The organism is Paraburkholderia nodosa, assembly GCF_001718195.1.
Lineage (GTDB): Bacteria > Pseudomonadota > Gammaproteobacteria > Burkholderiales > Burkholderiaceae > Paraburkholderia > Paraburkholderia nodosa_A.
Genome location: NZ_MCNV01000003.1, coordinates 615,862 through 636,253, shown reverse-complemented (window position 1 = coordinate 636,253; position 20,392 = coordinate 615,862). Strand labels below are relative to the sequence as shown.

14 protein-coding genes are annotated in these 20,392 nt (G+C 66.8%); 10 read left to right on the top strand and 4 right to left on the bottom strand.

The features are described 5' to 3' along the window. Nucleotides 1–7 precede the first annotated feature (7 nt). The 3 genes from BFD71_RS09160 to BFD71_RS09150 all read left to right on the top strand — a co-directional run bounded on the left by BFD71_RS09160 (nt 8) and on the right by BFD71_RS09150 (nt 4,557). Nucleotides 8–2,449: a 3-hydroxyacyl-CoA dehydrogenase/enoyl-CoA hydratase family protein gene (locus tag BFD71_RS09160; protein ID WP_069262902.1), complete on the top strand. Its 2,442-nt coding sequence runs from the start codon at nt 8–10 to the stop codon at nt 2,447–2,449. Nucleotides 2,450–2,483: 34 nt separating this feature from the next. Then, nucleotides 2,484–3,683, top strand: a complete 1,200-nt coding sequence (locus tag BFD71_RS09155; protein WP_069262901.1) for an acetyl-CoA C-acyltransferase — start codon at nt 2,484–2,486, stop codon at nt 3,681–3,683. 103 nt (nt 3,684–3,786) lie between these two features. After that, nucleotides 3,787–4,557 carry an enoyl-CoA hydratase gene (locus BFD71_RS09150; protein ID WP_069262900.1) on the top strand — a complete coding sequence of 257 codons (771 nt, stop codon included), beginning with the start codon at nt 3,787–3,789 and terminating at the stop codon, nt 4,555–4,557. A 14-nt stretch (nt 4,558–4,571) separates the two neighbouring features. Here BFD71_RS09150 and fdhD read toward each other — a convergent pair whose 3' ends face one another. Next, nucleotides 4,572–5,429 (bottom strand): formate dehydrogenase accessory sulfurtransferase FdhD, encoded by an 858-nt coding sequence (gene fdhD / locus BFD71_RS09145; protein WP_069262899.1) that lies wholly within the window; start codon nt 5,427–5,429, stop codon nt 4,572–4,574. Between the two features lie 175 nt (nt 5,430–5,604). Between fdhD and BFD71_RS09140 the strand changes: the two genes are divergently transcribed. Then, nucleotides 5,605–6,087, top strand: coding sequence for a nitrate reductase associated protein (locus BFD71_RS09140; RefSeq protein WP_069262898.1), 483 nt, complete (start codon nt 5,605–5,607; stop codon nt 6,085–6,087). Nucleotides 6,088–6,335: 248 nt separating this feature from the next. Further along, nucleotides 6,336–9,851, top strand: a complete 3,516-nt coding sequence (locus BFD71_RS09135; RefSeq protein WP_256094560.1) for an EAL domain-containing protein — start codon at nt 6,336–6,338, stop codon at nt 9,849–9,851. Nucleotides 9,852–9,896: 45 nt separating this feature from the next. Here the strand turns inward: BFD71_RS09135 and BFD71_RS09130 are convergent, their stop codons facing one another. Further along, a complete protein-coding gene (locus tag BFD71_RS09130; protein ID WP_028206008.1) occupies nt 9,897–10,292 on the bottom strand; it encodes an acyl-CoA thioesterase in 396 nt (131 codons plus the stop codon). A 280-nt stretch (nt 10,293–10,572) separates the two neighbouring features. Between BFD71_RS09130 and BFD71_RS09125 the strand changes: the two genes are divergently transcribed. Continuing rightward, on the top strand, nt 10,573–12,501 hold the full coding sequence (locus BFD71_RS09125) for an ABCB family ABC transporter ATP-binding protein/permease (RefSeq protein WP_069262897.1): 1,929 nt from the start codon (nt 10,573–10,575) through the stop codon (nt 12,499–12,501). Nucleotides 12,502–12,548: 47 nt separating this feature from the next. Here BFD71_RS09125 and murU read toward each other — a convergent pair whose 3' ends face one another. Beyond that, complete coding sequence (gene murU / locus BFD71_RS09120) at nt 12,549–13,259, bottom strand: N-acetylmuramate alpha-1-phosphate uridylyltransferase MurU (RefSeq protein ID WP_069262972.1); 711 nt, start codon at nt 13,257–13,259, stop codon at nt 12,549–12,551. Between the two features lie 62 nt (nt 13,260–13,321). Further along, nucleotides 13,322–14,395 carry an aminoglycoside phosphotransferase family protein gene (locus tag BFD71_RS09115; RefSeq protein WP_069262896.1) on the bottom strand — a complete coding sequence of 358 codons (1,074 nt, stop codon included), beginning with the start codon at nt 14,393–14,395 and terminating at the stop codon, nt 13,322–13,324. A gap of 248 nt (nt 14,396–14,643) precedes the next feature. On the opposite strand from BFD71_RS09115, the gene BFD71_RS09110 reads away from it, so the two are divergent. From BFD71_RS09110 to rsmA, 4 genes are all read left to right on the top strand, one after another. After that, the gene (locus tag BFD71_RS09110; RefSeq protein WP_069262895.1) at nt 14,644–17,028 is read left to right on the top strand and encodes an LPS-assembly protein LptD; all 2,385 of its coding nucleotides are present in this window, start codon (nt 14,644–14,646) and stop codon (nt 17,026–17,028) included. Nucleotides 17,029–17,122: 94 nt separating this feature from the next. Then, the gene (locus BFD71_RS09105) at nt 17,123–18,490 is read left to right on the top strand and encodes a peptidylprolyl isomerase (RefSeq protein WP_176732847.1); all 1,368 of its coding nucleotides are present in this window, start codon (nt 17,123–17,125) and stop codon (nt 18,488–18,490) included. 21 nt (nt 18,491–18,511) lie between these two features. Next, nucleotides 18,512–19,534, top strand: a complete 1,023-nt coding sequence (gene pdxA, locus BFD71_RS09100) for a 4-hydroxythreonine-4-phosphate dehydrogenase PdxA (RefSeq protein ID WP_069262893.1) — start codon at nt 18,512–18,514, stop codon at nt 19,532–19,534. A 15-nt stretch (nt 19,535–19,549) separates the two neighbouring features. Continuing rightward, nucleotides 19,550–20,377 (top strand): 16S rRNA (adenine(1518)-N(6)/adenine(1519)-N(6))-dimethyltransferase RsmA, encoded by an 828-nt coding sequence (gene rsmA, locus BFD71_RS09095; RefSeq protein ID WP_069262892.1) that lies wholly within the window; start codon nt 19,550–19,552, stop codon nt 20,375–20,377. Nucleotides 20,378–20,392 lie beyond the last annotated feature (15 nt).

The following is a 20,392-nucleotide window of genomic DNA, read 5'->3' as shown; positions in this document are numbered from 1 at the left end:
GAACAACGTGAGCAACCTCAATATTCGCAAGGTGGCCGTGCTCGGCGCCGGCGTGATGGGCGCGCAGATCGCCGCGCACCTGATCAACGCCCGCGTGCCCGTGCTGCTGTTCGATTTGCCCGCGAAAGAAGGCCCGAAGAACGCCATCGCGCTGAAGGCGATCGAGACGCTCAAGAAGCTCTCGCCCGCGCCCTTCGGCGTGAAGGACGACGCGCAATACATCACGCCCGCGAACTACGAAGACGACATCGCAAAGCTCGCGGAATGCGACGTGGTGATCGAGGCGATCGCCGAGCGCATGGACTGGAAGCACGACCTCTACAAGAAGGTCGCGCCGCACCTCGGCCCGAACGCGATTTTCGCGACCAACACCTCGGGCCTGTCGATCACCGAACTCTCGCATGGCTTCGACGATGCGTTGAAGGCGCGCTTCTGCGGCGTGCACTTCTTCAACCCGCCGCGCTACATGCACCTCGTCGAGCTGATCCCGACGACGCAAACGAAGCCCGAAATCCTCGACCAGCTCGAATCGTTCCTCACGAGCGTGGTAGGCAAGGGCGTGGTGCGCGCGAAGGACACGCCCAACTTCATCGCGAACCGCGTGGGTGTGTTCTCGATCCTCGCGGTGATCGCCGAGGCGAAGAAGTTCGGTCTGCGTTTCGATGAAGTCGATGACCTCACGGGCGCGCGCCTTGGCCGCGCGAAGTCGGCGACGTTCCGCACGGCCGACGTCGTGGGTCTCGACACGATGGCGCACGTCATCAAGACGATGCAGGACAACCTGAAGGACGACCCGTTCTTCCCTGTGTACGAGACGCCGGCTGTGCTCGCAGGTCTCGTGGCGAAGGGCGCGCTCGGCCAGAAGACGGGCGGCGGCTTCTATCGCAAGGAAGGTAAGGCGATCAAGGTGCTCGACGCCAACACGGGCGAGTACGTCGACGGCGGCGGAAAGGCCGACGAACTGGTGGGCCGCATCCTCAAGCGTCCGCCCGCCGAGCGTCTGAAGCTGCTGCGCGAAACGCAGCATCCGCAGGCGCAGTTCCTGTGGTCGATCTTCCGCGACGTGTTCCACTACATCGGCGTGCATCTGCAGTCGATTGCGGACAACGCGCGCGACGTCGATCTCGCGATCCGCTGGGGCTTCGGCTGGAACGAAGGTCCGTTCGAAGGCTGGCAGGCCGCGGGCTGGAAACAGGTCGCAGAGTGGGTAAAGGAAGACATCGATGCAGGCAAGGCGCTGTCGAATGCACCGCTGCCCGCCTGGGTGTTCGAAGGCGCGGTCGCCGCGAACGGCGGCGTGCACGGCGCGGAAGGTTCGTGGTCGCCCGCCGAAGCGCGCTTCGTGCCGCGCTCGACGCTGCCGGTGTACGAGCGTCAGGTGTTCCGTGCGGCGCTGTTCGGTGAAACGAGCGCACGCGATCCGAAGACCTACGGCAAGACGCTGTTCGAGAACGACAACCTGCGCGCCTGGGTGGACGACCGCGCGGGCGAGGACGACGTCGTCATCGTCTCGTACAAGAGCAAGATGAACACGATGGGTCCAGGCCTGCTCGACTCGCTCGTGAAGGCCATCGACATCGCGGAAGACGGCTACAAGGGCCTCGTGATCTGGCAACCGACGTCGCTCAAGCTCGGCGCGCCGGGCGGCCCGTTCTCGGCAGGCGCGAACCTCGAAGAGGCGATGCCCGCGTTCATGATGGGCGGGGCGAAGGGCATCGAGCCGTTCGTGAAGAAGTTCCAGGACACGATGCTGCGCGTGAAGTACGCGAACGTGCCGGTGATCACGGCGGTGTCGGGCATCGCGCTCGGCGGCGGCTGCGAAATGATGCTGCAAAGCGCGAAGCGCGTGGCGCACATCGAGAGCTACGTCGGCCTCGTGGAAGTGGGCGTGGGTCTCGTGCCCGCCGGCGGCGGCCTGAAGGAAGCGGCGATTCGCGCGGCCGAAGGCGCGGCGGCGATCGGCGCGGCCCCGAGCGATCTGCTCCGGTTCCTGCAGAAGTCGTTCGAAAACGCGGCGATGGCGAAGGTTTCGGCCTCGGCGCATGAAGCCCGCGCAATGGGCTATCTGAAGCCGTCGGACACGATCGTCTTCAACGTGTTCGAACTGCTCGACACCGCGAAGAAGGAAGCGCGCGCACTCTCCGCTGCGGGCTACCGCCCGCCGCTGCGCGCCACGCAGATTCCGGTGGCGGGCCGCTCGGCGATCTCGACCATCAAGGCATCGCTCGTGAACATGCGCGACGGCCGCTTCATCAGCGATCACGACTTCCTGATCGCGAGCCGCATCGCGGAAGCGGTATGCGGCGGCGACGTCGAGGCGGGCAGCCTCGTCGACGAAGAATGGCTGCTCAAGCTCGAGCGCCGCGCCTTCGTCGATCTGCTCGGCACGCAGAAGACGCAGGAACGCATCATGGGAATGCTGCAAACCGGCAAGCCGGTGCGCAACTAAGCGGCACGACGCACACCAGATACTGGAGTAAGAGATGAGCAAACAGTTGCAGGACGCATACATCGTCGCCGCGAGCCGCACGCCCATCGGCAAGGCGCCGCGCGGCGTGTTCAGGAATACCCGCCCGGACGAGCTGCTGGTTCACGCGATCAGGTCGGCCGTGGCGCAGGTGCCCGGCCTCGACACGAGCGTGATCGAAGACGCCATCGTCGGCTGCGCGATTCCCGAAGCCGAGCAGGGCCTGAACGTGGCGCGTATCGGCGCGCTGCTCGCGGGTCTGCCGCAAAGCGTGGGCGGCGTGACCGTCAACCGCTTCTGCGCATCGGGCCTCACGGCGCTCGCCATGGCCGCGGACCGCATCCGCGTGGGCGAGTCCGACGCGATGATCGCGGGCGGCTGCGAGTCGATGAGCATGGTGCCGATGATGGGCAACAAGCCGTCGCTTTCGCCGCATATCTTCGATCGCAATGAAGACGTCGGCATCGCCTACGGCATGGGCCTCACGGCCGAGAAAGTGGCGGAGCGCTGGAAGGTGAGCCGCGAGGCGCAGGACGCGTTCTCGGTCGAATCGCATCGCCGCGCGCTCGCCGCGCAGCAGGCCGGCGAGTTCAAGGACGAAATCGCGCCGTACACGATCGTCGAGCGTTCCCCCGATCTCGCGTCGGGCGAAGTGAAGGTGAAGGAGCGCCTGATCGAGCTGGACGAAGGCCCGCGTGCGGATACCACGCTCGAAGGCCTCGCGAAGCTGCGCGCGGTGTTCGCCAACAAGGGCTCGGTCACGGCCGGCAACAGCTCGCAGACGTCGGACGGCGCGGGCGCGTTGATCGTCGTCTCCGAGAAGATCCTCAAGCAGTTCAACCTCACGCCGCTCGCGCGTTTCGTGAGCTTCGCGGTGCGCGGCGTGCCGCCGGAGATCATGGGCATCGGTCCGAAGGAAGCGATTCCGGCGGCGCTCAAGGCTGCGGGCCTGAAGCAGGACGATCTCGACTGGATCGAGCTGAACGAGGCGTTCGCCGCACAGTCGCTGGCGGTGATCCAGGATCTCGGCCTCGATCCTGCGAAGATCAACCCGCTTGGCGGCGCGATTGCGCTGGGCCACCCGCTCGGCGCGACGGGCGCGATCCGCGCCTCGACGGTCGTCCACGGCCTGCGCCGCCGCAACTACAAGTACGGCATGGTGACGATGTGCGTCGGCACCGGCATGGGCGCGGCGGGCATCATCGAGCGGCTGTAAGCGTTCATCCGACTGACGCATTGGCGTTATCGACACGGTTCGCAGACTTCGCGGTCTGCGGACCGTTTTTCGTATCACGATTGGGATGCGAGGAGACAGGTTTATGAGCAACGAAATTTTGGTAGCGCACGAAAACGGCGTGCTCACGATCACCATCGACCGGCCCGCGCGCAAGAACGCGCTGACGCCCGCGATGTATCAGGTGATGGCCGACACGCTCAACGGCGCGAACAAGGACACCTCGGTGCGCGCGGCGCTGCTGCGCGGCCACGCCGAGATCTTCACGGCCGGCAACGACATCGAAGACTTTCTGAAGGGGCCGCCCGCGGGCGCCGATTCGCCCGTGATCCGCTTTCTCGATGCCATCGCGGCGTTCGAAAAACCGCTCGTCGCCGCGGTGAAGGGGCCGGCGATCGGCGTGGGCACGACGCTGCTCCTGCATTGCGACATGGTCTATGCCGCCGACAACGCGCGTTTCGCTGTGCCGTTCTCGCAACTCGGGCTGTGCCCCGAAGCGGCTTCGTCGCTGCTGCTGCCGCGCATTGCGGGCCACCAGGGCGCGGCGGAAAAGCTGCTGCTCGGCGAGACCTTCGACGCGGCGGAAGCGCACCGCATGGGCTTCGTGAACCGCGTGCTGCCGGTGGCCGAACTCGACGCGTTCGTTAGCGCGCAACTGGCGAAGCTCGTGGCGCTGCCCGCGTCGTCGCTGCGCGTGACGAAGTCGCTCATGAAGCGCGCGGACACGCACGAGGTCAAGACGCGCATGAGCGAAGAGTTCGTGCACTTCGGCAAGATGCTGCTCGCGCCCGAAGCGCGCGAGGCGTTCACGGCGTTCCTCGAAAAGCGCAAGCCGGATTTCCGGCAGTTCGATTAAGCGCTAACGGTGGTTCAGGCCGTTTCGTAATCGACGTACCCGGACTCGCGGCAAAAGCTCACGAGCCGCAGTCCGGCGCGCCTGGCGATGGCGATGGCAAGCGAGGAGGGCGCCGAGATCGTCGCGACCATCGGAATGCCCACGCGCGCGGCCTTGCGCACCAGTTCGTAGCTCGCGCGGCTCGAGAGGAAGACGAAGCCCTGCTGCGTGTCGGCGCGCTCCATCACGAGCTGGCCGATGAGCTTGTCGAGCGCGTTGTGGCGTCCCACGTCTTCGAAGGCGCGCAGGATCGCGCCGTTTTCGTCGCACCACGCGGCCGCGTGCAGGCCTCCGGTGAGCTTCGTGAGCGCCTGATGCTGCGGCAGTTCGCGTGCGGCGCGCGCGATGGCGTCGGGAGCCAGGCGCGCAACGAAGCCCGTATCGGGCACCCGTTCGGGCTCGAGATCGAGCAGGTCGATGCTCTCGATGCCGCACACGCCGCAGCCGCTGCGCCCGGCGAGCGCGCGGCGCTTTTCCTTGAGCTCGACGAACGCCTGTTGCACCACGGTCAAGTGGACTTCGGCGTGCGGCAGGTCCGCATCCTCGTGCCAGTACACCTCGATGTCCTGAATGTCGGCATTGCGCCCGACGATGCCTTCGGAGATCGCAAAGCCCACGGCGAACGCTTCGAGGTCGCGCGGCGTGCACATCATGACGGCGTGCGAAATGCCGTTGAAGACGAGCGCGACGGGCCATTCCTGACCCACGTGGTCCTCACGCGTTTGCACGGCGCCGCCGCGGTGCCGATGCACGCGCAATTCGATGGCGCCGGGCTGGCCTTCGGTTTCGAGGGGATGCGTCGTCGCGATCTGCGGCCGGTCTGCGGTGCTCATTGGCGTGCGGGTAGGGGGGCGAGTTGAGGGGGACAAGCGAAAAACTCCATCGGTCCTTGTGCGGCGCGGTACCGCAGCGCCGCCGGGGGACAGCGGGGCCGCGCCGCGCGCGGAAGGTTCTAAAATACCTCAAGCGGGCCGCCCGCGCTTATGCCCGCCTCGCGAGGACACCGTCATGGCATTGAACGAAGCTCCGCTGCTTTTCCGGTTCGAGGTCGACTCGTCGGAAAATCTCACCTTTATCCCGATGTGCGTGCGCTTCAACCTGGATCGCTTTGGTCTGCGCATTTCGCTCGCGCAATGGCAACTGCTGCCCTACGAGGACCGCCGGCTGCTGGCGTGTTTCCCCGTGGACGAGGACACGCAAATCGAGCCCAATTTCGACCACGCGCTCTTCGAGATGATGCGCACGCACGCGAACGTCGAACCCGAATGGTTCGCGCCCGAAGAAGCGCCGGCCTGGCGCGACGTGAACGCGGTGCCCGGCGGCGTTGCGCTGCAGTCCGAGCTTGCCAGTCTGCAGGCGCCCGACATCGAAGACTGGGCGCAGCTCGACCCGTTCCAGCGCTACGTGCTGGCAAAGCTCGCGCGCAAGCCCGAGAGCAATCACGACTTCGCGCCGGCGATGCACGAGTTCGGGCTGGCGGTGCCGCGGTGATTTTGACCCGCTGTTTCCCGCCGCGCCTGCCCGCCACGATTCATCGCCGATCCCTACCCGATTCCCGCTGACCGCGGCAGCCTCGCGCCGCCGCGGGTCGTTTTCCGCTTCTTTCTCCACATTGACCCTCAAGACCCGGCCGGCCCTGCCGTTATTTCGGGTTGGCGCGTCAGGCGCCGACCGGTCGCGCGCAGTCGTGACCCATCATCCCGCGCTCACGGCGCGGGCGCGAACGACGCTCGGCATTCATGAACCTTCTTTTTTCGAAGCGCCAACTCATCAATCTGGCCGTCGTCGCGGCGGCCGTTGGCGCGAACGCTTTTGTCGCGTGGACGCAGATCGACGGTCAGCGCGAGATCGACCAGCGCGCGAGCCAGGCGGCGACGATCCGTCACGACCTCGACCGCTATCGCGACGCGCTTGGCAGCGGCATGAGCGCGCTGGGCCGTTTCGCCGTGCAGGGCCAGCCGGAGTCGGCCGCCGCGCACGACGCGCGCGCCGCCATGCTCGACGAAACCACCCGCGCCCTGCGCGCTGAGCTGGGCGGTAACGCCGACCTCGCAGCCCGTTTCGACGCGCTGGCGCGGCAGGCGAGTGTCATTGTGGGCGAGATCGACGTGACGCTTGCGCGTGCCGAGCAGCGCGTTGCCGACGAGCGCGGGCAGGCTGCCGTGGCGGCGGGGGCAAGCGGGACCGTGGCAACGCAGGCCGTGGCGGCCGACGGTGCGGCCAGCCAGGAATTCGGCACCGCAACGCCCGCAAATGCCGCGCGTTCGCCCGCAGCGCCGTGGGGCGACCGCGAGGCGCTCGCCCGCAACGTCGCGGCAGCGAAGACGATGCAACCCGGGAACCCCGCCGACGCGCGCATGGCCGGTCATGTCGTGACCGGCACCATCTTGCCGCTGCACGCCGCGGCGGATGAGGCGGCGAGCGCCGTGACGCTGGATACGCTAACAGTCGCACCGGCTGTCACGAACGGCGCCCAGAACCCCATCACGCCGACCGCTGCGCTGCCTGACACGGCAATGCCGTCGCCCGCCACTGCCGCGTGGCTCGCCGGCGAATACATCCGCATCGACAACCTCGTGGACCAGCTCGACGGGCAGCTCGCGGCGCTGCAACGCGCCCAGGATCTGGCGCTCGCCGCCGCGCTCGCCGACTCGGCGCGCTCGGGCGGCCGCGCGCTGTTGCTGCTGATCGTGACGATGCTCGCGGGCGGGACGCTCCTCATCTACACGTTCGGCGCGCGCGAGAGCGCGGCCCGCGAGAAGCTGCGCGCCGTGAGCGGCATGCGCCTGCGCAGCGAGCGCTTTCAGGGTCTGTTCGACGCGCATCCGGTGCCGATGTACGTGTTCGACCGCGAGACGCTGCGCTTTCTCGCCGTGAACGCCGCCGCGATCCAGCAGTACGGCTACAGCGAGGAAGAATTCCTCACGATGACGATCCGCGAAATCCGTCCCGCCGAGGACGTCTCGCGGCTCGAGCAGCACCTCACGCGCTCGGACATGGTCACGCAGAACGTGCGCATGATGGCCGGCATCTGGCACCATCGCCGCCGCGACGGCTCGATCATCAGCGCCGACATCTCGCATCACTCGCTCACCTTCCTCGGCCGCGACGCCGTGTTCGTGCTCGCCGACGACGTGACCGAGCAGATCAAGGCCGAAGCGGAGGCGCAGCGCTCGAACCAGATGCTCGAGTCGGTGATCGACAACATCCCGCAGCGCATCTTCTGGAAAGACGCGCAGTCGCGCTATCTGGGCTGCAACATGACCTTCGCGCGCGACGCGGGCCTCGCGTATCCCGAGCAGATCATCGGCAAGTCCGACGACGACCTGCCGTGGCGCGCCTACGCCGACGGCATGCGCGAGCAGGACCGCGAAGTCATCGAGTCGGGGCTGCCGCGCATCAACTACGAGGACAACCACACGATCGACGGCCTGCACCGCACGACGCTCACGAGCAAGCTGCCGCTGCTCGACGGCGACGGCCGCGTGATCGGCGTGCTCGGCTCCTACTCGGACACCACCGAAAGCAAGCGCGCCGACCTCGCGTTGCGCCTGCAAAGCCGCGCGCTCGACGCGTGCGTGAACGCCATCCTGATCACCGCGCCGGGCCCGGGCGGCAGCAATCTGATCGAGTACGCGAATCCGGCGTTTCGCCGCATCACGGGCTTCGATCCGGCCGAGGTGATCGGCCAGGACTGCCGCCTCCTGCAGCGCGACGACCGCGATCAGGACGGACTCATCGCGGTGCGCAAGGCGCTGCTTTCCAATCGCGAAGTGAGCGCCGTGCTGCGCAACTACCGCAAGGACGGCGCGCTCTTCTGGAACCAGCTGCTGATCGCGCCGGTGCCCGATCTCGATGGGCGCATCACGCATCACATCGGCATCATCAACGACGTGACCGAGCTGATCCGCTATCAGGAGCAGCTCGAATACCAGGCGAACTACGACAGCCTCACGCTGCTGCCCAACCGCAACCTGCTGCGCGACCGTCTCCAGCACGCGCTGCTCGCGGCGCAGCGGCACGACACGGGCGTGGCCGTGGTCTTCATCGACCTCGACGGCTTCAAGAACGTGAACGACAGTCTCGGCCACAGCGTGGGCGACCGGCTGCTGGGCGTGGTGGCCGAGCGGCTCCAGCGCTGCACGCGCACGACCGATACGGTCGCGCGCCACGGCGGCGACGAGTTCGTGATCGTGCTTACCGACACCATCGACGAGAAGTCGCTGATCGGCTGGATGGAGCGGGCGCGTTCGCTGATCTCGGAGCCCGTGTGGATCGACGGCACCGAGCTGTATGTGGGTTGCAGCATGGGCGCGAGCGTCTACCCGCAGGACGGCAACGACGCCGAAACGCTCATGAAGAAGGCCGACGTCGCGATGTACCGCGCGAAGGACATGGGCCGCAACACGTTCCAGTTCTTCGAGCCCGAAATGAACGCGAATGTGGGCGCGCGCCTGAATCTCGAGCGGCGCCTGCGCCGTGCGCTGCGCGACAGCGAGTTCCTGCTGCACTACCAGCCGCAGGTGGAGATCGAGGGCGGGCGCATCATCGGCATGGAGGCGCTCGTACGCTGGCGCGATCCGGAGGTGGGGCTCGTCTCGCCCGCGCAGTTCATTCCCGTGGCCGAGGAGAGCGGCCTGATCGGCCCGCTTTCCGACTGGGTGCTACGCGAGGCCTGCCGGCAGAATCGCGCGTGGCAGCTCGCGGGGCTGCCGCCCGTGCGCGTGTCCGTGAACTTCTCGGCGAAGACGTTCCACCAGCGCGACATTGCGCAGCTCGTGAAGGACGTGCTGCAGGAAACCGGCCTGGAAGCCTGCTGGCTCGAAATCGAGCTGACCGAGAGCACGCTCATGCGCAACGCCGAAGAAGCCGTGTCGATGTTGAATGAGCTGCACGCGCTGGGCATCGGCATTGCCATCGACGACTTCGGCACCGGCTATTCGAGCCTGAGCTACCTGAAGCGTCTGCCAGTGGACCGGCTCAAGATCGACCGCTCGTTCGTGGCCGACATCGGCACGAGCGGCGACGACGAAACGATCACGGCAGCCATTATCGCGCTTGCGCACGAGCTGCAGTTGCAGGTGATCGCGGAAGGGGTGGAGACTTCGGCGCAGTTCGCCTTCCTGCGCGAGCGCGCGTGCGACGAGCTGCAAGGCTACTTTTTCGCGCCGCCGCTGCCTGGCGACGAGGCGGCGGCGCTGTTGCGCGCGAGCGCGACCTACGAGGAAACGCCCGGGCTCGCGTGGACGGATTGAGCCCGGCGCCACGACCGGGCGTTCGCGATTGCCTCGGCGTTGCCTTTATTCGATCGGCGGCAGCTGACGCGGGCGGCGGTCAGCGCCGGTGGCGACATAGGTGAGCGTGGCTTCCGTCACCTTGACGACTTCCTCCTGGAGACGCATGCGCTGCGCGTACACCTCGACCTCGACGGTCACCGAGGTGTTGCCGGTCTTGACGATGTCGGCGTAGAAACTCAGCAGATCGCCTACGAACACCGGTTGCTTGAACACGAACGAGTTCACCGCGACGGTCGCGACGCGTCCGTTGGCGCGGCGGCTCGCCGGAATCGAGCCGGCGATGTCGACCTGCGCCATGATCCAGCCGCCGAAGACGTCGCCGTGAACGTTGGCGTCCGAGGGCTGCGGCACGACGCGCAGCGCAGGCGATTTTTGGGGGAGCGGGAAGGAGTCGGTCATCGGGCTTCCATGAAAAGGGATCGAACGGCGCAAGGCGTTGCGGCGCGGGGCGCCCAGCGGCGCGTGCCGCCTTCTGCGACAATACGTTGATCAGGAATTGTACGGGAAAGCCTGAGGCGCGGCGGGCGGTCGATTAGAGCCCTCCACCTTCGCGAAACCCGTCGCCAGGAACCTCACATTCGCCCCACATGACTCGCCGGGCCGTTTGCGCCGCGCCAGCTTCCGGTCCCCGAACCGGCCTTGGCGCGCCGCACGGCGCTGGCATCTCGCCGCTCGCCCCATGCGCCGCTTTCCCGCTTCCAACGAACCCGCGCTGCCCGCCACCGGGCCGCGCAACGACTGGCAGACGATCGTTTCGCTGCTGCCTTACCTCACGGCCTACAAATGGCGCGTGGCGTTCGCGCTCACCTGCCTGATCGGCGCGAAGGTGGCCAACCTCGGCGTGCCGATCGTGATGAAGCACATCGTCGACGGTCTCGCCTCGGTGCGTCATCTCACGGCGCTCGGTCGTGCGGAGCACGCACCCGGCATCGTGCTCGCGGGTGGCATCGGACTGCTCGTGGTGGCGTACGCCATCGTGCGTCTGTCGACGTCGCTGTTCACCGAACTGCGCGAAATCCTCTTTTCGAAGGTGACCGAGAGCGCCGTGCGCCAGCTCGCGCTCAAGGTGTTCCGCCATCTGCATGCACTCTCGCTGCGCTTTCACCTCGAGCGGCAGACGGGCGGCATGTCGCGCGACATCGAGCGCGGCACGCGCGGCATCACGCAGCTCATTTCATACTCGCTCTACAGCATCCTGCCGACGCTCGTGGAAGTGGGCCTCGTGCTCGGCTTCTTCGTGGTGAAGTACGAGGCGTACTACGCGATCGTCACGCTCATCGCGCTTGTCGCGTACATCGTGTTCACGGTGAAGGTAACCGAGTGGCGCACGCATTTTCGCCGCACGATGAACGAGCTCGATTCGCGCGCCAATGCACGCGCGATCGATTCGCTCATCAACTACGAGACCGTGAAGTACTTCGGCAACGAAGAGTGGGAGACGAAGCGTTACGACGAAAACCTGCACCGCTACCGCCAGGCCGCGATCAAGTCGCAGCACTCGCTTTCGGCGCTCAACTTCGGACAGCAGGCGATCATCGGCACCGGGCTCGTGTTCATCCTCTGGCGCGCTACCCAGGGCGTGATGGCGGGGCGGCTCACGCTCGGCGACCTCGTGCTCATCAATACCTTCATGCTGCAGCTCTACATTCCGCTGAATTTTCTCGGCGTGGTGTATCGGGAGCTCAAGCAAAGCCTCACCGACATGGACCGCATGTTCACGCTGCTCACCGTCGAGCGCGAAGTGGCCGACGTGCCTGGCGCGCAAGCGCTTGCGGTGCGCGGCGGCGAGGTGCGCTTTTCTCACGTGAACTTCGCGTATGAACCGTCGCGCCAGATTCTGCACGACCTGAGCTTCACGATTGCTGCGGGCACGACGACGGCCGTGGTGGGGCATAGCGGCTCGGGCAAGTCCACGCTCGCTCGGCTCCTGTTCCGCTTCTACGATCTCGACCGCTCCGATCCCGGCAAAAGCGGCGGTGCGATTACGATCGACGGCCAGGATATCCGCGACGTCACGCAGGATTCGTTGCGCGCCTCGATCGGCATCGTGCCGCAGGACACGGTGCTGTTCAACGACTCGATCTACTACAACATCGCCTATGGACGGCCCACGGCAAGCCGCGAGGAAGTAATCGCCGCGGCGCGCGCGGCGCACATTCACGCGTTCATCGAGAGCCTGCCCAAGGGCTACGACACGTCCGTGGGCGAGCGCGGCCTCAAGCTTTCGGGCGGTGAGAAGCAGCGCGTGGCGATCGCGCGCACGCTGCTCAAGAATCCGCCGATCCTGCTGTTCGACGAGGCGACGTCAGCGCTCGATTCGCGCTCGGAGCGCGCCATCCAGCACGAGCTCGACCAGATCGCGCGCGAGCGCACCACACTCGTGATCGCGCACCGGCTGTCGACCGTCGTGCGCGCGCAGCAGATCATCGTGATGGATCATGGGCGCATCGTCGAGCGCGGCACGCATGCGCAATTGCTGCAAGCGGGCGGACACTATGCGCAGATGTGGGCGCTTCAGCAGCAGAAGGCGGGTGAAGCGCCCCAGTCGCAGTCACAGTCCCAGGCACAACAGGGGCAGGTGGAGTTGCCGGCGGCGGGAGGAAACTGAAGAAGCGCGCCGCGCCGGCGTTGCCGCGGCGCTTTGCGTTGCCGGTCTCAGCCGTGGTGCGCGCTCGTCGAATCTCGCAGCGCGGCGTCGAGCGCCTCGAGCTGCGCGGGCGTGCCGACGTTTTCCCAGACGCCTTCGTATAGCTCGGCGCTCACGCGTCCTTGCGCGATCGCCTCGCGATAGTACGGCGTGAGCGCGCGCTTCGTGCCGGGCGCGAGATCGCGGAACATACGCGTGTCATAGAGGCCGATATTGCCGAACGTGTAGCGCGGCGCGCCGTCGAGCGCGAGCCGGCCGTCGGCGCCCAGCGCGAAGTCGCCCTTCGGGTGGAACGGCGGATTCGGCACCATCACGAGATGCATGCCCGGCTGTTCTTGCGCCGCAAGCGCTTGCGCGTGCGTGTTCAGGCGCGCGAAATCGTAGGCGCTGTAGACGTCGCCGCTCACCGCGAGGAACACCTCGGGCGCGCCCGTCGACTCGATGAGCGGCAGCGCCTGGGCAATGCCGCCCGCCGTTTCGAGCGCGTCGTGCTCGGGCGAATAGTGGAGCGTGACGCCGAAGCGCGCGCCGTCGCCGAGCGCGGCTTCGATCTGCGCGCCAAGCCATGCGTGATTGATGACGATGCGCGTGTAGCCCGCCGCGGCGAGCCGCTCGATCTGCCACACGACGAGCGGTTTGCCGCCCACGGCGAGGAGCGGCTTCGGGCAGGTGTCGGTGAGCGGACGCATGCGTTCGCCGCGTCCGGCGGCGAAGATCATGGCGGTGCGGCCGTGGCTCGCCCTGGCCGGCGTGTGATTCGATTGGGTCATGACGGCCCGTTTCAGAAGGTGTAAGCGACTTCGACGGCGCTGCCCTGCAGCTCGTCGATGAGCCGTGCGAACGGCGCGAGCGGGCGGTAGCGGTGCGCGACCTTGCTCGCGTAGGCGAGAAAGCGCGGCAGGTCGGCCATGTAATGCGGTTTGGCGTCGCGATAGTTGATGCGGCAGAACAGGCCAAGCACCTTGATGTGGCGCTGCAGGCCCATCCACTCGAGCTGGCGGTAGAACTCGCCGAAGTCGGCATCGACGGGCAGTCCCGCCTTCTTGGCGCGCTCCCAGTAGTGCGCGAAGCAGTCGAGCTCGAACGCCTCGTCCCAGCTCAGGAACGCGTCGCGCAGCAGCGAGACGACGTCGTACGTGATCGGGCCGTACACGGCGTCCTGGAAGTCGAGCACGCCGGGGTTGGGCGTGGCGATCATCAGGTTGCGGGGCATGAAGTCGCGCAGCATGAAGCTTTGCGGCTGCGCGCGGGCGCTCGCCACGAGCAGGGCGAAGGTGCGATCGAGCACGCCGCGCGTGGCTTCGTCGACCTTGCGGCCCAGATGGCGCTCCAGATACCACTCGGGCATCAGCTCCATCTCGCGGCGCATGAAGGCTTCGTCGAAGTCCGGCAGCACGCCTGGCCGCGAGCTGAGCTGCCAGCGGATCAGCGCGTCGATGGCGTCGCGCATCAGCTCGCGCGAACGCGTGCCGGGGCCGGCTTCCTGCAGCGCATTCAGGTAGGGCGCGGTGCCGAGATCGGTCACGAGCATGAGGCCCGCGTCGAAATCGGCTTCGAGCACGCGCGGCACGTGCACGCCGGCCGCCTCGAGCAACTGCGCGATCTGGGCGAATTCGCGGCTCTTTTCGGGCGGCGGGGCGTCGACGGCGATCAGCGACGCGCCGTGCGCGCCCTCGCTCGCGAGGCGGAAATAGCGCCGAAAGCTCGCGTCGGCCGAGGCCGGGGCGAGCGTCGCGAGGTCGAGGGCGTACTGGCCGGCGTGGCTGCCGAGCCAGGCGGCGAGCAGGTCGCGGCGATTGTCGGTCGGAGCGGCGCCAGGGGAAGCGGCGGGAGAATGCGCGGCAGAAAAGGTCATGAAAGCCAGAGGCAAAATCAGTGGATCAACGTCTTGCCATATAATACCCCACGACTTTTTTGACGCGACTCGCGCCAAAGCCCGCATGACGGTTCGCTCGCCGCATTCATCGTCGCTCCAGGGGGGCGATGAATTGTAATTATTTGTTTGCAGCCCGGCCTCGATCCGGTTCATCGGGAGGCGGGTGCCCAGGCGGGCCACCATCATGGAGAGGGCAGGCGGCCCGGGCCGATTCGCCAAAACCATACATGCCGCCCAGACAGTTTTTCCAGACGATCTCCCCTAGTGACGACGGCGTGCCGGGCAAGCGGCGGCTCATCGCGGCACTCCTGGCCGTACCGGGTCTGGTGCCCGCGCTCGCGCACGCCCAGCTCTCGGGCGCGGCCGCGCAGCCCGAGCAGCTCGACGGCCCGTGGAGCCTGCGGCTCGCGCCGCAACTCGAGGATCACCCCAATGCGTCGGGCCAGCACCCGGCAACGTTCGTGCTCGGCGATTCGACGACCGGCACGGTGGATACCGACCTCGCCGTGAAAGGGGCGGGGGAGTTGCGTCAGGGTTCGAACGTGGTGAAGGGCGACGCCCTGCATTACGACCAGGACACCGACATGGCCAATGCCTACGGCAATGTCACGGTCGTGCAGAACGGCACGACGTTCTCGGGGCCCGAGGCGCATTTGAAGGTCGAGGCGAACGAGGGCTTCATGCCCGCGCCGAAGTACCATTTCACGCTCACGGGCGGCTCGGGCAGCGCCGCGCGCGCCGACCTGCTGGACAGCGAGCGCTCGGTGCTCACGACCGGCACCTACACCGCGTGCCACTGCTCGACCAATCCGGCGTGGTACATCAAGGGCAGCGAGTTCGATTTCGACACCGGCAGCGACGAAGGTGTCGCGCACAACGCCGTGCTGTTCTTCCAGGACGTGCCGATCTTCGCGAGCCCGTGGCTGTCGTTCCCGCTTTCGGGCGACCGCCGCAGCGGCCTGTTGCCGCCGACGTTCTCGGTCAGCTCGACGAACGGCTACGAAATCTCGCTGCCGTATTACTTCAACATCGCGCCGAACCGCGACTTCACGTTCACGCCCGAGATCATCTCGAAGCGGGGCGTGTTCCTGCAGGGCAACTACCGGTATCTCTCGACGAATTACTCGGGTTCGATCACCGGAACGTTCCTGCCGGACGACGCGATCACGAAGACGAACCGCTACGCGCTGTTCATCCAGCACAACCAGAACTTCGGCAACGGCTTCGGCGGTTACGTCTACTACAACAAGGTCTCGGACAACACCTATCCGTCGGACCTGTCGTCGCCGGCCAACCAGTTCCTGAACGGCACGCAGACGCTGTACCAGCAGGAAGCCGGCCTCACGTACAACAACGGGCCGTGGTCCGTGCTGGGCCGCTACCAGCACTGGCAGACGGTCGAGTCGTCGACGCCGCCGTATGGCCGCGAGCCGCAGTTGAACGTGAAGTACGCGAAGTACAACGTCGGCGGCTTCGACTACGGCATGGAAGCCGACTACTCGCGCTTCCGCATCACGGAAGACAATGCGACCGAAGGCGACCGCGTCGTCTTCAATCCGTACGTGTCGTACTCCCTGATGGGGCCGGGTTACTTCGTCACGCCGAAGGTTCAGTGGCACTTCGCGTCGTACAACCTGAGCAACATCGGCCCGGCGGGCACGACCTTCGGCTCGCCTGTGGGCACGCCGAAGAGCTTCACCGAATCGATCCCGACCTTCAGCTTCGACACGGGCCTCGTGTTCGACCGCTCGGTCCGTCTGTTCGGTCAGGACTACATCCAGACGCTGGAACCGCGCCTGTACTACGTGTACACGCCATATCGCAACCAGCAGTTCGCGCCCCTGTTCGATACCGCCGAGTCGGACTTCGGCCTCGCGGAAATCTTCACGCCGAACACCTTCGTCGGCAACGACCGCATTGCCGATGCGAACCGCCTGACGGCCGCGCTCACCACGCGCTTCATCGACCCGGCTTCGGGCGACGAACGCGCGCGCTTCGTGATCGCGCAGCAGTACTACTTCCAGGATCAGCGCGTCACGCTCAACTCGGGCGAAAGCACGAGTCAGGCGACGCATTCGGACCTGATTGCGGGCGCTGCACTGAAAATCGGGGCCGGTTTCGCTTCGGAAACGGCGTTCCAATATAATGCCGACAGCAACCAGCTCACCAAGGCGAGCATCGGTTTCGGGTACAGCCCGGGAACGAGCCGCGTGCTGAACGTGGCTTACCGCTACACGCGCGCGAACACGACGCTCGACTTCCAGCCGATCAATCAGGTCCTGATCTCGGCTCAATGGCCGTTCTCGCACCGGGTGTACGCCGTAGGCCGCTTCAACTACGATCTGAACGGCCATCGGATCGTCGACGGCCTGGTCGGCATGCAGTACGACGCCGACTGCTGGGTGCTCGGGGTCGGCCTGCAGCGTTACGCGAACGGGCTCAATACGTCGGGCACGCCGAATTCGTCAACGCGGTTTCTCGCGCAGCTTACGCTCAAGGGACTGTCGAACGTCGACAACGGGCTGGTGGCGGCGTTCCGCACGGCAGTGCCGGGGTACACGCAGCTGCCGGCTCAGTCGCCGCCGGACTCGCGCTTCACTGATTATCAATAACGCGTGATCCGGAGCGCATTGCTTGCGCCTCGGGGCAACGCGGTGTCGGTTGCATAGAGACGGGCGAAGCGTGCCCGCCAACATTGGAGTATCTGTGGGAATCATGAAAAAGCTTCGCCTGGCAGCGTACGCTGCGAGTCTCTTCGCCGTTGCAGGCGTGTTGCCGGCCGCGCCGGCGCAAGCTCAAGGTCTCCCGGCCGGCAACGGCCAGACGGTCGATACGATCGCCGCAGTCGTCAATGACGGCGTGATCACGCAACGCGAGCTCGACAGCCGCGCCGAAATGATCGCTCACCGGCTGCAGCAGCAAAACGCGCCGGTTCCGCCCGATGAGCAGTTGCGCGCGCAGGTACTCAACCAGATGGTGCTCGAGCGCATTCAGCTGCAGAAGGCCAAGGAAGACGGCATCACCGTAGACGACGCCGCCGTGCAGCGCACGCTGGAGCGCCTCGCCCAGGCCAACGGCATGGATCTCGCGACCTATCGCGCGCGCATCGAGGCGGCTGGGGTGCCCTGGACCACGTTCCAACGCGACGCGCGCACGGAGCTCACGCTCTCGAAGCTGCGCGAGAAGGAAGTGGACAGCAAGGTCACGGTGACGGACGCCGAAGTCGCGAACTACATCGCGAGCCAGCGCGGACCGAACGCGGGCCAGTCGAACGACCTGCATTTCCAGCACATCTTCATCAAGGCGCCGCTGAACGCCTCGGAAACCGACATCGAAGCGGCGCAGGCGAAGGCCAATGCGCTGCTCAAGGAAGCCCAGTCGGGTAGCAAGTTCGAGAGCCTCGCGAAGTCGAACTCGCAGGCGAGCGACGCGGGCAAGGGCGGCGACATGGGCTTCCTGCCGCAGTCGAAGCTGCCGCCCGAATTCGTGACCGCCGCTGCCACGCTGCGTCCGGGCGAGGTGAACCCCTCGGTGATCCGCACCAACGACGGCTTCGAGATCGTGCGCCTCGTCGAGCGCCGCCAGGGCCAGGGCACGGCCGCCGACGCGCCCAAGCTCGTGCAAACGCACGTGCGCCACATCCTGCTGCGCGTGGGCGACGGCATGTCCGAGCCCCAGGCGCGCCAGAAGCTGCTCGAGATCCGCCAGGAAATCGCAGCGGGCGGCGACTTCGCCAAGTTCGCGCGCACTTACTCGCAAGACGGCTCGGCTTCGCAGGGCGGCGACCTCGGCTGGATCAGCCCGGGTGAAACCGTGCCTGAATTCGAGCGCGCCATGAATACGCTGCAGGACGGCCAGCTGAGCGAGCCGGTACGCACCGAGTACGGCTACCACCTGATCCAGGTGCTGGGCCGCCGCGACGCCGAAGGCTCGATCGCGCAGCAAATGGAACTGGCGCGCCAGGCCATCGGCCAGCGCAAGGCGGAGCAGGCCTACGCCGACTGGCTGCGTCAGCTGCGCGACAGTGCCTACGTCGATTACAAGATCGCGGGCATGACGCCGCCGCACAACTAAGCGTCACCAGGGGATCGAGCCATGAACGCCTCCGCATCGTCGTCGCCGGCTCCGCGGAGGGCGGGGCCGATCCGCATTGCCATCACCACGGGTGAGCCGGCCGGCGTCGGCCCCGAGCTGACCGCCGCTGCACTGGCGGGTGCCTCGGCGCACTGGCCCGACGCGCAGTTCGTCGTGCTCGGCGACAGTGCGCTACTCGAAGCGCGCGCGCAGGCCGCGAGCGTCGACTGGGCCGCCGTGCTGGCGAACCAGCCCGTGCAGGTCGAGCATGTGGCGCTGGCTACGCCCGCGAAGCCAGGCAAACTCGACGCCGCCAACGGTCGCTATGTGCTGGCGCTGCTCGACCGTGCCATCGACGGCGCACTGGCAGGCGAATTCGACGCCATCGTCACTGCGCCGCTGCAAAAGAGCACGATCAACGACGCCGGCGTGCCCTTCACCGGCCACACCGAATACCTCGCCGAACGCACGCACACGCCGCGCGTGGTCATGATGCTGGCGGGCACCGGCGCTCGCCCGCTGCGCGTGGCGCTCGCCACGACGCATTTGCCGCTCAAGGACGTGTCGGCGGCGCTCACGGTCGAGGGGCTCGTCGAAACCCTGAGCATCATCGACCATGACCTGCGCCATCATTTCGGCGTGCCCCTGCCGCGCATCCTCGTGACCGGCCTCAACCCGCATGCGGGCGAGAACGGCTACCTGGGGCGCGAGGAAATCGACACGATTTCGCCGGCACTGGCCGCCGCCGCCGCGCAAGGCATCGACGCGCGCGGCCCGTACCCCGCCGACACGCTGTTCCAGCCGCGCTACCTCAAGGACGCCGACTGCGTGCTGGCGATGTTCCACGACCAGGGCCTGCCGGTCCTGAAATACGCGACGTTCGGCGAAGGCATCAACGTCACGCTCGGCCTGCCGATCGTGCGCACCTCGGTCGATCATGGCACCGCGCTCGACCTCGCCGGCACTGGCCGCGCGGACGCGGGCAGCCTGATCGCCGCCCTCGACACCGCCGTTTCGATGGCGCGCCACCGGCGCGCCATCTGATTGATTCCAGAGAAGATGTCCAACAGCAGCAGACAGCACCAGGGCCACTTCGCGCGCAAGCGCTTCGGCCAGAACTTCCTCGTCGACACGGGCGTGATCGATTCGATCGTCGACGTCATCCGCCCGCAGCGCGGCGAGCGCATGGTCGAGATCGGGCCGGGTCTCGGCGCGCTCACCGAGCCGCTCATCGAACGGCTCGCCACGCCCGAATCGCCGCTGCACGCGGTCGAGCTGGACCGCGACCTGATCGCGCGCCTCACGAAGAAGTTCGGCCCGCTGCTCGAACTCCACGCGGGCGACGCGCTCGCGTTCGACTTCGGCTCGCTCGCGGCGCCGGGCGAGAAGCCCTCGCTGCGCATCGTCGGCAACCTGCCGTACAACATTTCGAGCCCGCTGCTGTTTCACCTCACCACATTCGCCGAGCGCGTGATCGACCAGCACTTCATGCTGCAGAACGAAGTCGTCGAGCGCATGGTGGCGGAGCCGGGCAGCAAGGCGTTCGGCCGTCTCACGGTGATGCTCCAGTACCGCTATGTGATCGACAAGCTGATCGACGTGCCGCCCGAATCGTTCCAGCCGCCGCCCAAGGTGGATTCGGCGATCGTGCGCATGATTCCCTACGCGCCGCACGAACTGCCGAAGGTCAACGACGCCGTGCTCGGCGAACTCGTGACGGCCGCCTTCTCGCAGCGCCGCAAGATGCTGCGCAATACGCTCGGCGATTACCGCGAGCGCCTCGACTTCGACGCGCTGGGCTTCGATCTGGCGCGCCGCGCCGAGGAAGTGCCCGTCGAGGAGTATGTGAGCCTCGCGCAGGCGCTGGAAGCGGCTGGCGGCGCGTGATATGCGCGTGGCGCG

Coding starts and splice junctions, on each gene's coding strand:
- BFD71_RS09115 (WP_069262896.1), bottom strand. CDS start 14,395: ATGACCTTTTCTGCCGCGCATTCTCCCGCCGCTTCCCCTGGCGCCGCT.
- rsmA (WP_069262892.1), top strand. CDS start 19,550: ATGTCCAACAGCAGCAGACAGCACCAGGGCCACTTCGCGCGCAAGCGC.
- BFD71_RS09140 (WP_069262898.1), top strand. CDS start 5,605: ATGGCATTGAACGAAGCTCCGCTGCTTTTCCGGTTCGAGGTCGACTCG.
- BFD71_RS09110 (WP_069262895.1), top strand. CDS start 14,644: ATGCCGCCCAGACAGTTTTTCCAGACGATCTCCCCTAGTGACGACGGC.
- fdhD (WP_069262899.1), bottom strand. CDS start 5,429: ATGAGCACCGCAGACCGGCCGCAGATCGCGACGACGCATCCCCTCGAA.
- BFD71_RS09150 (WP_069262900.1), top strand. CDS start 3,787: ATGAGCAACGAAATTTTGGTAGCGCACGAAAACGGCGTGCTCACGATC.
- pdxA (WP_069262893.1), top strand. CDS start 18,512: ATGAACGCCTCCGCATCGTCGTCGCCGGCTCCGCGGAGGGCGGGGCCG.
- BFD71_RS09155 (WP_069262901.1), top strand. CDS start 2,484: ATGAGCAAACAGTTGCAGGACGCATACATCGTCGCCGCGAGCCGCACG.
- BFD71_RS09130 (WP_028206008.1), bottom strand. CDS start 10,292: ATGACCGACTCCTTCCCGCTCCCCCAAAAATCGCCTGCGCTGCGCGTC.
- BFD71_RS09125 (WP_069262897.1), top strand. CDS start 10,573: ATGCGCCGCTTTCCCGCTTCCAACGAACCCGCGCTGCCCGCCACCGGG.
- BFD71_RS09135 (WP_256094560.1), top strand. CDS start 6,336: ATGAACCTTCTTTTTTCGAAGCGCCAACTCATCAATCTGGCCGTCGTC.
- murU (WP_069262972.1), bottom strand. CDS start 13,259: ATGATCTTCGCCGCCGGACGCGGCGAACGCATGCGTCCGCTCACCGAC.